The organism is Carboxylicivirga linearis, from assembly GCF_018271995.1.
Lineage (GTDB): Bacteria > Bacteroidota > Bacteroidia > Bacteroidales > Marinilabiliaceae > Carboxylicivirga > Carboxylicivirga linearis.
Genome location: NZ_JAGUCO010000005.1, coordinates 126445 through 138876, shown reverse-complemented (window position 1 = coordinate 138876; position 12432 = coordinate 126445). Strand labels below are relative to the sequence as shown.

The window sequence follows — 12432 nt, the reverse complement described above, 5'->3', positions numbered from 1 at the left end:
AACATATTTACAACATTTGTGTTACTCTTACGTATTGAGTAGTGATGTTCCGATTTGGAATGGCTAAAAACCAAGTATAGTTATGAAATTTACCTTGTGGGCTTTTGTGGGATTGGTACTATATACAGTATTAATAGATTTTCTGCTATATCGTTTAATATTAAAAAATAGTGACGAACATCCATCACACTTTCAGTTCCCTTATGGAGCATTCTGGCATTACAGCATTGCCACCTTTTTCATCTTTGCATTTGCTATTTTTTACTCGCGTATTACCGTCACTCACTCATCTGCAACCTATGTTTATTTTCAATGGTTTATGATGGCTTACATGCTAATATATATTCCAAAAACTTTCTATTATGTGGGTGATAAAATCCTTGGGAAATTCCATAAAGTCAAAACTAAATTTGACGATAATGGAAAGATTAAAAGAATGAACGATGGTAAGTACCCGAAGATTTCGCGTAAGAAATTTTTAAGTCAGGTAGGAATTATCACAGCATCTTTACCATTTATTTCGCTCCTGTTTGGAGTGATGAAAGGAAGATTTAACTTTAGTAAAAAATATACCAAGCTATCATTTCCTAATCTTCCAAATTCATTTGACGGACTTAAGATTGTTCAGATTTCTGATTTGCATTTAGGAAGTTTAAATTCCAATTACCAGGAAATGGAAGAGGTAGTGAAACTTATCAATGCCGAAAACCCGGATATTATTTGTTTTACCGGTGATTTGGTTAATAATTTTTATGAAGAAACCATTGGCTGGGAAAAGGTATTCACCCAACTAAAAGCTCGCGTGGGCAAATATTCAATTATGGGTAATCACGACTATGGCGATTATTCCAAGTGGCCCTCACCTAAAGAGAAAGCTGAAAACCTTCAGAATATCAAAGATGCTCATCAACGATTGGGGTTTAAGTTATTAAATAATGCATCATCTGTAATTGAGTACAATGGCGATACAATAGCTATGGCTGGGGTTGAAAACTGGGGCCATCCTCCTTTCCCTCGCTACGGTAACCTGGAACAGGCTTCTGAAGGAATAGAAAACATACCGTTTAAGATACTTATGTCGCATGATCCGGATCACTGGGATGCAGAAGTAGTGCCACAAACAAACTATGACTTAACATTAGCCGGTCACACTCACGGTATGCAATTTGGACTGGAATTTAAAGGTTTTCAATGGAGTCCGGCCAAATATAAATTTAAGCGTTGGGCCGGATTATATCAGGCAGATAAACAATTCTTATACGTGAATCGTGGTTTAGGGTATTTAGGAATGCCGGCCCGTGTTGGAATGCCTCCCGAGATTACCATTATTGAACTGACCAGAGGTCCAATCAGTAATGATCCAATGTAAGATTAAATTGTTATTCCTCTTCAAAAGCATTCTGAGGAGCTTCCCACAATTCAATTTTATTATTATCCGGATCAAGAATATGGACAAATTTACCGTACGAATAAGTTGCTATATCATCCAAAACGGTCACTCCGGATTCTTTTAATTCCTCCACCAATAATTCAATATTCTCAACCCGATAATTGATCATAAACTCCTTGTCTGAAGGTTGAAAATATTCGGTCTGAGCAGGAAAAGGACTCCACTGTAAATATGTTTTTGTATGCGGTTTTTCAATATCTAATGACTCAAAAAGAACTCCATGATCATCACAGTTCATACCCAGATTCTTTCTATACCAATCCTTAATCGTTTGGGGATCTGAAGTTTTAAAGAATACCCCTCCTATACCAGTTACTTTCTTTCTCATTATCTTTCATTTTATAATTCTATAACAAGAACAAGCAGCCTGAGTGATAGTTTTACATTTCTTTTACTGTCATTTCTTTAACCGATAACCATTCCTGCAAGTCAGTAATTTTTGACTGCATTTGTTGCAATCCCTGAAGATATAATTGATCGAGCTTTTGTGGATTATTTTCTATACGAGATACATCCATAGGCTCTTCGGGTCTGATAACATATACTTTTCCTTCAGCTTCTAATTGATCGATTAAATCCAAGGTGGAATTATACCTTTCATAACGGGTTAGAATCACTTCAGCCAATTTGGGATATTTATGGTAATACCAATTTACCGGCATCTTAAGTTTGGGAGCTTTTTTTCTGTATTCCTTATTGCGCGTAAGTACCACAACCACTTTTTCATTTCCATCTTTTAAGGCCTGCTCAACAGGAATTGAATCACTTAGTCCTCCGTCCATATAAATCTGATTTCTAAAATCAGCTAGTTTGGAAACAAACGGTAGACTAGACGAGGCTATACACAACTGAATTAATTCTTTTTTGCTGACTTCATTAGCTTGTATAAATTCCGCTTTTCCGGTTTGTGCATTGGTAATACCTATTTTAAATATATCGTTGGAATGCAGTATTGCATCGTAATCCAAAAGGATATGCTTATTCGGAATCTCGTCATACACAAAATCCCAGTCAAATAAATTTCCTTTTTTTATTAAATTACCCCAGCTCATATACCTGGGATCTGCAGTATATTGAAGGTTTACCTTACGGTTTCGTTCATATTGCTTCGACATATATGAAATTCCATAAGCTGCACCGGCCGATACTCCAATACAATAAGGAAAATAGATTTCATTAGTAAGAAAGGCGTCTAAAACTCCGGAAGTGAACATTCCTCTAAATCCTCCACCCTCTAATACTAAGGCTGTACTTTCATTCATCGATTTCATTCTCAGGATTAATCTAAATTAGGTTTCAACCATCAAAGATAATTATAAACTGCCCAGAAATGTGAAAAAGCTCCTGCTAAGACAAAAATATGAAAGATAGCATGATTAAATGGCAGTTGCTTTATCATATATAACACAGCACCAACCGTATAAAAAGCTCCACCTATAGCCAATCCCCATAAAGCTTCTGTTGAAAGACTCTCTATTAACGATTTAGCAGCAATTACTACAATCCACCCCAGCAATACATAACTGATGGTGGATAATAGCTTAAACCTGCCGGTAAAAAATAATTTTAAGATGATACCTGCAATGGCCAGCAACCAAACTAAAGCTAATATAGAATAGCCCCAGGTGTTATTAACACCTAAAACAATAAATGGCACATAACTCCCAGCTATCAAAAGATAAATGGCGCAGTGGTCAAAAACTTTTAACCGGGCTCTAACATCATCCTGTTTTGAATTATGATATAAGGTAGAGGCAGCAAAAAGGGTAATAATACAAAGCGAATAAATAACATAAACACCAAAATGAATATAACTCTGCATTTGTATTGATTTAACTACTAAAAAAGCAAAGGCAATTAAACCTCCTAAAAATCCAATAAAATGTGAAATCACATTTAGTTGTTCTTCGTTTTTTGAGTAGTATTTAACGGTGTTTTTCATAGTATGCAAAGATAGTTTTATAAATAATGAATCTTCGAATAATGAGTAAATCTATTTTAATATTCTAACTATTGAGCATAAAAAAAGGTCTGCACCAATAAGGAACAGACCTTTGTATTTTGTTATTAATTGCTTTTAGAAGCTTAGTCCTAAACCAATTTGTAAATACTGATTTTTTGTTTGATCCTGTATCTCCATTAATCCCCAATGGTAACGAGCCTCAATCGACAACATCAAAAAGTTTAAGCCTACGCCAGCATAAACAGGTACATCAATACCTTTTGCTTTATCTTGATAAATATCATCAGTTTCTGATATCTTAACATTAATTCCTGATCCCAATAATCCATAAACAGGACCAACTTTAGCCTTAGCATAAACAGGAATACCAATATACCCCAGCTTATACTCCAAATCCATATCCTTATCTTTCCCTCCCATCTGAGCAAATTCCAATCCATATCCATAATGCAATAATGGAACGATCTTTCTTTCTTTAAAAACTCCTACATAAAAAGAACTTAAGGCATCTGTAGTTTCTCCATCATACGATAGTAATGCTGATTGCCAACCGGCACGCACTCCTAAACTACTATCCTGAGCTTTTAATGAAGGCATGGCAAATAATATGGCTGCCATTAATACAATAACAAATCTTAGATTTTTCATAATTATATAATTTGGGTTTAAAAATTGATAATTCTACTTTCTTAAAGGTTTAACCGGGTATTTATACATTATCTTACCTATGGCATGGTTCAAACGTGCTTCGCGATTTGATGTATTCTCACCGACAGACCCCTGACCAACACCTTCCCATATTAATTCTTTTTTAGATCTGTCATAAACTGATATAACCAAGGTTCCAACCTGGAAGTCCTGTTTATCAATAGTGGTGGAGGCATAACCGTAGCCATAACCAGGACCCCACCCCCATTGTGGTCCATATCCGAAATAGGGTCCATATCCACCATAATATTCTGTAGTGGCCGTCTCACGTGTTTCTGTTTTAGTAATGATGAATAACGAAACAACTAATTCAGCATTTGATTCTACAATCTGGTGTCCTCTGTTTCTGAATTCTAAACTAACGGCATTTTCAATTCTTTCTTTATCAAACTTACTTAGTATCTGATCACTATTTTCCTCCCAACCGTAAAACTGAATAGTCTCATACTTTTCAAAATCAACACTTTTATCATAATCACTCATCACTTTAATGCCATCACAGCTTGTTAAAGCAATTATAAATAATGCAACTAATAAATTGAATTTCATTTTATAAAGGTTAAAGTTTTGTAATTTACTATTACATATTTACGCATATAAAGTTTAAATATCAAAACTTTACATTAAACAATTGTTTATTTGCTGTTAAATATCATACACAACAAACCTAAATAGCCCATTTTAATTCATCATATATAAACGGCTCACTTGCTTTCGCAATATTGCCCAAAGCCATTTTCCCACGCAATGGAGCTACTGTATGAGCGCTTAATTCCTGTTTTGGATATGGCTCTAAAACTTCTGTCAGGCATTTGCTATCAAATTCTTCGAGCCACCTATCCTCTGTTGAATCTTTTAAAATAACAGGCATTCGAGGCTCTGTCAGTTTAGGATTATTATGAATTTTGGTCATTAAACTATTTGCTTTGGTGGTAACAATGGTAAAGGTATTAACCACCTCTCCCGAATCTTTATTAATCCATTCGTCATACAATCCTGCCAATGGCAAAGGTTCTTTATTCATTCTATAAATATAAAACGGATATGTCTTTCCTTTATAATGATGATGTTCGAAAAAACCATCTACGTAAATAATGCAATGCTTTGATTTAGCAGCAGCTTTAAATGATGGCTTCTCAAAGATTGTCTCACCTCTGGCATTAATAGTTTTATTCCAGAAATTATTTTTTTGAACTTCGTCCTTCACCCAAGACGGCACTAATCCCCATTGATAAGGTTGTGGCTCTGTTGGTTTATCTGAAGTATAAATTAAAACCGTTGGATGCATAAAGCCCGAAGCATGATTTATATCCTTATCCAAGAAAGGCTTCAGCTTAAGCTCCAATTCTTCTATCCATTTTTGATTATTATAATGTTTGGCTCTCTTCAGCTGTGTTTCAAGCTTGGTTTTAATATCATAACACATATTGCTTTCTTTAATCAACTAATTTAATGGCTTAAAGCAACAAAAGGAAAGTATTTTCTGTTTTTTACGTTTTCGAAACAAATCAGCCATTGCTTTTACCTATCTTTGCAAGCTAAAACAACAGAAATGATAGGTAAATACAATACACTCAGAGTAATAAAAGAAGTTGATTTTGGTATTTATTTAGATGGTGCAGAAAACGGTGAAATTCTTTTACCCACACGCTATGTGCCGAAAAACACCAATGTTGACGATGAACTGGAAGTATTCATTTATCTTGATTCGGAAGACCGTGTGATTGCTACTACCGAAAAACCATTTGCCACTGTGGGAGAATTTGCCTTTTTACAGGTTAAATCGGTGAATAAGGTTGGAGCCTTTTTAGATTGGGGATTGATGAAAGATCTGATGGTTCCCTTTAGAGAACAGGAAGAAAAGATGGAAGAGGGTAAATATTACCCTGTATACGTTTACCTTGATGAAGAGAGTAACCGTATTGTTGCCACCTCAAAAATGTACACGGTTTTAAATAACCTGTTGCCCGAATACGAGCCCGGACAAGAAGTTGATTTATTTGTTTACGACAAAGCCGAGATAGGCTATAAAGTGGTTGTAAATAATCTTCATTCGGGTATGATATACCATAGTCAACTGTTTCAACCTATAAAATTGGGTGATAGACTGAAAGGATTTGTACAGAAAGTACGTGAAGATGATAAAATAGACATATCGCTTCAAAAACCCGGATACGAGGCTGTCGAAGGACAAGCTGCCGAGATATTAAATTTACTCAAAGAAAAAGGTGGTTTTTTAGCTGTTTCGGATAAAAGTCCTGCTGATCTTATTTACAAAGTTTTTAAAATGAGTAAGAAGAGCTTTAAAAAAGCCATTGGAACTTTGTATAAACAACGATTGATTGTAATTGAAAAGGAAGGAATTAAACTTACCAGGTAAAAAGGTAAAAGGCAAAATTCAAAAGTTTGAAGATCGATGACGGAAGACAGATGTGGACAACTTCAACTTTTAACTTTTGCCTTACAATACAAGCTGCCAATAGCCAACATCAATCCATTTATTGAATTTCTGACCTACTTCGCGGAAATGGGCTATTTTTTGGAATCCCATTTTTTCATGAAGAGCAACACTACTATCGTTAGGTAATGATATTCCTCCAATAAAAGAATGAATATCTTTTCTAATCAAATCTTCTATCAGGTGACGATACAAGGCAGTGCCCACACCATTTCCTTCAAAACCATTTTTGAGATACACGGTTGTTTCTACTGAGAATCGATACGCTGACCGGGCTCTCCAGCCCGTAGCGTAACAATACCCAATAACTTCGCCTTCCTTCTCATACACAAACCAACCAAATTTTTGCAGCACATTATCAATACGCTCCTGCATTTGCTCTGCAGTCACCTTTTGTTCCTCAAATGTAATGAAGGTATTTTCGATATAATAATTATAAATGTCGCAAATAGCTTGCACATCAGCAGGCTTAACAGGTCGTATCATGAAATGGAATTAGTACGATGTTAATATATTAGTTTTTCTTAACGAATTTAGTAAGTATATAAATAGTCTGGCCATTTACCTTTCCAACAATGTGCTCCGGATCGTCGGCAGCCAAACCAATGTTGCGAACAGGAGTTCCTCTTTTTGCGGTAAAACCACCACCTTTTACATTTAAGTCTTTAATAAGTACAACACTATCGCCTGCTTTTAACTCAGCACCATTGCTATCAATATATTTAAGAGCATCATCTCCTGCACTATCGGCTTTAGCCCAAGCTAATGTTTCCTCATCTAAATAAAGCATATCAAGCAAATCCTGAGGCCATCCTTCATTAGCCATTCTGCTTAACAAGCGATATGCCATCACCTGAACTGCAGGTTCGGTACTCCACATACTATCATTTAAACATCTCCAATGGTTAGGATCCATTGAATCGGCATCATTAATTTGCGAAAGACAAGTAGAACAAACCAATACTGACTTTTCAGCGCCTCCATCTTCTACCGGTGGTACTTCGTATACCGACAGATTTTCTTCTGACGCACACAACTCACATTTACCACCACTACGCTCCATTAAAGCTTTTTGAACACTCATTTTAATCTGTTTATTTTTTAAGTGCGACAAAGTTATCAATTTAAAACTCCTATTCGCAAGCTAATTAGTACTAATTAAAACTAGTTGTGCTTGTAGCAATGATCTGTATAATCCTTAATAATATAAATCATTAATTTTCATGAGGCTATATCAGATTGACATACAATTATAAATTAGGGTTGTTAAAATATTTGAGTGTGCTGATTAAGGCAACTGACAACAAACTCTCGCATTCAATTTTATTTTTATTTGAGAAAAGGTGTAACAAGTGTGTTTTACCATTAATGAATTCGCCTATTTCTAAAAACAGTATTTTAACAATTGCCGGTCAGGTATCTTTTCAACAACACCTTCTTACAATTATTTAATTACAATCTTCAGTTTGACCTTTTTGGATATATGGTTGACCGTATTGGATAAGCATTTATACCTAAAAGCCTGCATTTTTGTACCATGCTAATTCGATAAGAGTAGCTAAAAGCAATTATTTATTTTTAAAACTTAGAAATCATGAAATCATTATTTAAAAATTTAGCATTAGGTTTAGTACTAATGGCAGGCGTAAGCTTAGTATCATGTTCAAGCGACACTGACAATTACACTCCTTCAGATGATGTAGTTGATCGTCCAATTCCAAACGATCCGGATACTGAATATGCTCCTCAACGTCCAACACCAGGTGGACCTAATCCAGAAGCATAATAAAAAAATAAGTTTCAATACCATATTATACTCCTTTCAATTCTTAAACTTTTCTGGTATTGAAATGTAAATTACAATTTAATGGTTATTAAGGGATAATAAGGCCTATTGTCCCTTATTTCATTTTATACCAATTTTCAATCGTGAATAACGATATTAACAATTCAATTCATGATTGCTTTGTTTTGTGCTGGTTAAGAATCAGCATATCCGGACATAGTAATATGTCCGGAGTTTGGTATAAAAAAATGCCTCGTTGAAAACAACAAGGCATTTTTTATATTCAATGTTTAATAGAAATATCTATTTTTTAAAAAGATCATTCATAACTTCCTCCACTTTTTCTAAAGGAGGGTTAATATCAAATACAAACGATGGCTTAAGGTATACAACCTCTTTATCTTGTTTGAATTTCTTCTCGCCACCACCTGTAATATTTAACATGATACAATCATCTTTTTGCACTGTACCATTTTTAACGGCATTGATTAAAGTTGCAGTTGCCACTGAGGCAGCCGGATGAATATCATTGCCTTCCAACTCTTCAAAAATACGAGCCGCTTTGGCAGCTTCGGCATTAGTAGCTGTTAACACATCTCCTCCTGCTTCTTTCATTGCATCGTACAAACCACCAACAACAGAATAGGGAGGTTTACGATTAGAAAGAACCTTGGCATCAATTTCCTCAACTTGTTTTCGTGCCACGTCATCATCCAATGGCAACATAGCTCTCGAATCAGCTTTCCATGCATCATGAATTGGTAAGAAAGGATGATTTTGCGATACCATTAATTTCATAAAGTTAGAACCAAAACGTCCATCTTCAATCAATCGTTTATTGGCTTCCCACGCTGCTATTGCACCCGTACCGCTACCTACGGCCTGAAAGTAATAATCAGGTATACGACCAATTTCTGTTATGGCTGATAAGGCTGTTGTTCCCATACCATCGCGACGAGCAACATTCTTAGCACCTCCTTCGGCAATAAATCCATCTAATTCGCATGCCAGATTTGAAAGATGAATGGCATCAAAATAATCCGACCCCGACTTAGTAACTACCAGCTTCACATTATCTTTGATAGGTTCATCAAACCATAGTGCATCAATATTATCTTCAGGCACACAAAGCAATAACGGAATATTATTATCAGAGCATACACGGGCAAATGCACGCGCGGTATTTCCTGCTGATGCCACCACCAAAATGGTTTCACCATCAGTTTTTAATCTTCCTCCTACCGAAAATGCTTCTGTTTCTTTAAAGGAGCAGGTACGAAAATTGGCACCTTTCTCGGGCCAGTATCCGCTAAAAGTTATATACAAGTCAGACAAGCCTAAATGCTTAGCTAACCCCTCACTTTTATAAGTAACAGGGGCCGATGAACCTTCTAACATTTTATGTATAGGTAACCAGTCGGCAAAACGAAATACTCCGTACGACGGGTCTTTTACTTCAATTTGTTTCTTCTCGTAAACTGCCCTAACTAATGAGACTTCATTGGGGGCATCCAGAGTCCATCCTTCATCTTCGAATTGCTTGCCACTGGCTACAGACTCTAACTTGTAAAGTGTAGGTTTAATCTCTTTAACCATGATTATTCTTCGATTATTGGGTGGCAAAGGTAGTTTTTTTGAGGATTTATGAGAAAAGAATCAAACAAAACCTACTAAAAATGTGTTGATTTTATTTTGTTTTTGAGTATTGATAAGCGCCCGGTCTTTGATTAATCATGGCCGATGCATGAATTTATTGTCCTTTTTTTCATTCCACCAACGTGGTGTACAAACTTGACTGCCAGATTTGGCTCCCACGATTGTGGAACTATTATTATATGGTTCAGAATCCATTCCACAACCGTGGAATAAGAACCGGATGATTCAGTTTCAACTCCACCAACGTGTCATAAAAATTTGCTATCAGGTTTGAGATCCACACCCGTGGAAACTGTTTTTACCTCAGAGTACCTTGTTAGAGATTAGGCTTTAGGGGTTAGGTTTTAGGGATTAGAGACTAGAGGTTAGCGATTAGAAGATGATAAAACACAAGTTCACTGCTTCGGCCTTCCGCCTTCCGTCATCTGTCTTAGGTCTGTTAGCAAAGGGCGGAGCCCTGTCTATAAAAACACAGTACGTGAGTGCTGTGATGAGCAAATTTGAGAAGCAAGTCCCGGAGGGACGTCTGTGCAGTTAGTAGATAGGTTTTAGAGGTTAGAAACCCGAAGCAACGCCCCTATGCACACATTTCCTCCTTCCGTCCCCCGTCTTCGGTCAGCTTTCTTCCATCTTCAAAAAACAAAAACCCCGCATCTCTGCGGGGCCTCATACAATATGTTTCTGTTTTAACTATTTAGTTTTGCTTATAGAAACCTAAATCATCGATGGATGAGTTAAAGATAAAACCAGCCTTGGCATGGTTATCAGCCTTACCTCTCTTAATAATAATATCTGCTGAAATACGGAATTTATCATCACGCTGAGTATCCAGCACCAGCAAATACCCCATTACGATATTACCAGCCATCTCCACCAGTCGACGGGCATGAAAATCGACATACTCATTATCTTTCACATCCGTTACAGCTTTTACAGCACGTTCGTACTCATCAGTCATGCCAATTAAGGTACGACGATAGCTATGTAATTCAGGCTTTAATTCCATCATTTCATATTCGCGAATACGATCGAGATAACCGCCGGTTGTTACACCACGTATGGCTGCCACCACCTGCAACTGAGTGGTTCCCTCATAAATAGAAGTGATACGAGCATCACGATAGATACGCTCCACCGGATAATCCTTCATAAAACCTGATCCACCGTGAATTTGCACTGCATCGTAAGCCAATTGATTACTATACTCACTGGTGATTCCTTTTAACAATGGTGTAAAGTAATCAGCCAGTTTCTGATAACGCTTCATTTCTTTGCGTTCATCGGGCTCCAGCTTACGTTCTTCGGAAATGTGCATGTACGTTTTATAAACATCCACATATCGCGATGTTTCGTACAACAAGGTGCGCGAAGCATCGAGCTTAGCTTTCATTACAGCCAGCATTTCGTATACGGCAGGAAATTGAATAATAGGCTTTCCAAACTGCTCACGCTCCTCGGCGTAAGCCAAAGCTTCGCGGTAAGCCGATTCCGATACTCCTACCGACTGAGCGCCAATTCCCAAACGAGCACCGTTCATCAACGCCATCACGTATTTGATTAATCCCATCTTACGCGATCCAACCAATTCAGCCGGAGCATCTTTAAACACCAACTCACAGGTAGGCGATCCTTTAATACCCATCTTATTCTCTAAACGACGAACAATTACTGCTTTATGATCGCGGTCGTAGATAAACATTGATAAACCACGTCCATCGTGCGTTCCTTCTTCAGAGCGTGCCAATACCAATGCAATATTTCCATCTCCATTGGTAATAAATCGCTTCACTCCGTTCAAGTACCACTTCCCGTCTTTTTCGGTAGCTTTTAACTCCACCGCCTGCAAGTCCGACCCTGCATCCGGTTCAGTCAAATCCATTGCCATTGTCTCTCCACGGGAAGCACGAGTTAAAAATCGTTCTTTCTGATCATCGTCTGCAAACTCATTAATGGTTTCAGCACAATCCTGCAGTCCCCAAATATTTACGAATCCTGCGTCGGCGCGCGACACAATATCGGCAGCCATAATATAGGGTACAATCGGGAAATTTAATCCTTCGTATTTACGTGGCAATGTAATACCCATCAAACCGGCTTTTACCAAAGCATCCAGGTTTTCCTGAGTTCCTCTGGCATACACCACTTCATTGTTTACAATTTTAGGACCTTCTTGATCCACACTCTCAGCATTAGGAGCCACTATGTCGCCACAGATCTCCCCTACTATTTCCAATACTTGTTCGTAGCTATCCATGGCATCTTCAAAGTCCATGGGTGCATAATCGAATTTATCTTTGTCAGCAAAATTGCGCTCTTTCAGGGCTACAATCTTCTTCATCAACGGATGCGTCAGGTGGAATTTTAAGTCCTGATTATCTGTGAAAAAATTTGCCATTTTGTTTTTGTATTAT

General features: G+C 37.1%; 13 protein-coding genes. 3 read left to right on the top strand and 10 right to left on the bottom strand.

Translation table 11 applies throughout. From position 1 onward, the window contains the following. The first annotated feature begins 82 nt into the window (after positions 1-82). Complete coding sequence (locus KEM10_RS09480; RefSeq protein ID WP_212215750.1) at positions 83-1369, top strand: metallophosphoesterase; 1287 nt, start codon at positions 83-85, stop codon at positions 1367-1369. A gap of 10 nt (positions 1370-1379) precedes the next feature. Here KEM10_RS09480 and KEM10_RS09475 read toward each other — a convergent pair whose 3' ends face one another. From KEM10_RS09475 to KEM10_RS09450, 6 genes are all read right to left on the bottom strand, one after another. Continuing rightward, positions 1380-1778 (bottom strand): VOC family protein, encoded by a 399-nt coding sequence (locus KEM10_RS09475; protein WP_212215749.1) that lies wholly within the window; start codon positions 1776-1778, stop codon positions 1380-1382. 52 nt (positions 1779-1830) lie between these two features. Further along, a complete protein-coding gene (locus tag KEM10_RS09470; RefSeq protein WP_212215748.1) occupies positions 1831-2721 on the bottom strand; it encodes a patatin-like phospholipase family protein in 891 nt (296 codons plus the stop codon). A 32-nt stretch (positions 2722-2753) separates the two neighbouring features. Beyond that, a complete protein-coding gene (trhA, locus tag KEM10_RS09465) occupies positions 2754-3392 on the bottom strand; it encodes a PAQR family membrane homeostasis protein TrhA (protein WP_212215747.1) in 639 nt (212 codons plus the stop codon). A gap of 135 nt (positions 3393-3527) precedes the next feature. Then, positions 3528-4061 (bottom strand): outer membrane beta-barrel protein, encoded by a 534-nt coding sequence (locus KEM10_RS09460; protein ID WP_212215746.1) that lies wholly within the window; start codon positions 4059-4061, stop codon positions 3528-3530. 33 nt (positions 4062-4094) lie between these two features. Further along, a complete protein-coding gene (locus KEM10_RS09455; protein ID WP_212215745.1) occupies positions 4095-4670 on the bottom strand; it encodes a DUF4136 domain-containing protein in 576 nt (191 codons plus the stop codon). A 118-nt stretch (positions 4671-4788) separates the two neighbouring features. Further along, positions 4789-5547: an SOS response-associated peptidase gene (locus KEM10_RS09450; RefSeq protein ID WP_212215744.1), complete on the bottom strand. Its 759-nt coding sequence runs from the start codon at positions 5545-5547 to the stop codon at positions 4789-4791. A gap of 126 nt (positions 5548-5673) precedes the next feature. On the opposite strand from KEM10_RS09450, the gene KEM10_RS09445 reads away from it, so the two are divergent. Further along, a complete protein-coding gene (locus tag KEM10_RS09445) occupies positions 5674-6501 on the top strand; it encodes a CvfB family protein (RefSeq protein ID WP_212215743.1) in 828 nt (275 codons plus the stop codon). 81 nt (positions 6502-6582) lie between these two features. Here KEM10_RS09445 and KEM10_RS09440 read toward each other — a convergent pair whose 3' ends face one another. Both KEM10_RS09440 and KEM10_RS09435 read right to left on the bottom strand, forming a co-directional pair. After that, positions 6583-7065 carry an arsinothricin resistance N-acetyltransferase ArsN1 family B gene (locus KEM10_RS09440; RefSeq protein ID WP_212215742.1) on the bottom strand — a complete coding sequence of 161 codons (483 nt, stop codon included), beginning with the start codon at positions 7063-7065 and terminating at the stop codon, positions 6583-6585. A 28-nt stretch (positions 7066-7093) separates the two neighbouring features. Next, the gene (locus KEM10_RS09435) at positions 7094-7663 is read right to left on the bottom strand and encodes a PhnA domain-containing protein (protein ID WP_212215741.1); all 570 of its coding nucleotides are present in this window, start codon (positions 7661-7663) and stop codon (positions 7094-7096) included. Between the two features lie 510 nt (positions 7664-8173). Between KEM10_RS09435 and KEM10_RS09430 the strand changes: the two genes are divergently transcribed. Further along, complete coding sequence (locus KEM10_RS09430) at positions 8174-8365, top strand: hypothetical protein (RefSeq protein WP_212215740.1); 192 nt, start codon at positions 8174-8176, stop codon at positions 8363-8365. A 303-nt stretch (positions 8366-8668) separates the two neighbouring features. Here the strand turns inward: KEM10_RS09430 and KEM10_RS09425 are convergent, their stop codons facing one another. Continuing rightward, a complete protein-coding gene (locus KEM10_RS09425) occupies positions 8669-9961 on the bottom strand; it encodes a cysteate synthase (RefSeq protein WP_212215739.1) in 1293 nt (430 codons plus the stop codon). A 754-nt stretch (positions 9962-10715) separates the two neighbouring features. Beyond that, positions 10716-12416: an acyl-CoA dehydrogenase family protein gene (locus KEM10_RS09420; RefSeq protein WP_212215738.1), complete on the bottom strand. Its 1701-nt coding sequence runs from the start codon at positions 12414-12416 to the stop codon at positions 10716-10718. Positions 12417-12432: the final 16 nt, after the last annotated feature.

Excerpts from the sequence above, each read along its gene's own strand:
- KEM10_RS09445 (WP_212215743.1), top strand. The coding sequence starts at position 5,674 with ATGATAGGTAAATACAATACACTCAGAGTAATAAAAGAAGTTGATTTT.
- KEM10_RS09450 (WP_212215744.1), bottom strand. The coding sequence starts at position 5,547 with ATGTGTTATGATATTAAAACCAAGCTTGAAACACAGCTGAAGAGAGCC.
- KEM10_RS09435 (WP_212215741.1), bottom strand. The coding sequence starts at position 7,663 with ATGAGTGTTCAAAAAGCTTTAATGGAGCGTAGTGGTGGTAAATGTGAG.
- KEM10_RS09475 (WP_212215749.1), bottom strand. The coding sequence starts at position 1,778 with ATGAGAAAGAAAGTAACTGGTATAGGAGGGGTATTCTTTAAAACTTCA.
- KEM10_RS09425 (WP_212215739.1), bottom strand. The coding sequence starts at position 9,961 with ATGGTTAAAGAGATTAAACCTACACTTTACAAGTTAGAGTCTGTAGCC.
- KEM10_RS09420 (WP_212215738.1), bottom strand. The coding sequence starts at position 12,416 with ATGGCAAATTTTTTCACAGATAATCAGGACTTAAAATTCCACCTGACG.
- KEM10_RS09470 (WP_212215748.1), bottom strand. The coding sequence starts at position 2,721 with ATGAAATCGATGAATGAAAGTACAGCCTTAGTATTAGAGGGTGGAGGA.
- trhA (WP_212215747.1), bottom strand. The coding sequence starts at position 3,392 with ATGAAAAACACCGTTAAATACTACTCAAAAAACGAAGAACAACTAAAT.
- KEM10_RS09440 (WP_212215742.1), bottom strand. The coding sequence starts at position 7,065 with ATGATACGACCTGTTAAGCCTGCTGATGTGCAAGCTATTTGCGACATT.
- KEM10_RS09455 (WP_212215745.1), bottom strand. The coding sequence starts at position 4,670 with ATGAAATTCAATTTATTAGTTGCATTATTTATAATTGCTTTAACAAGC.
- KEM10_RS09430 (WP_212215740.1), top strand. The coding sequence starts at position 8,174 with ATGAAATCATTATTTAAAAATTTAGCATTAGGTTTAGTACTAATGGCA.
- KEM10_RS09480 (WP_212215750.1), top strand. The coding sequence starts at position 83 with ATGAAATTTACCTTGTGGGCTTTTGTGGGATTGGTACTATATACAGTA.
- KEM10_RS09460 (WP_212215746.1), bottom strand. The coding sequence starts at position 4,061 with ATGAAAAATCTAAGATTTGTTATTGTATTAATGGCAGCCATATTATTT.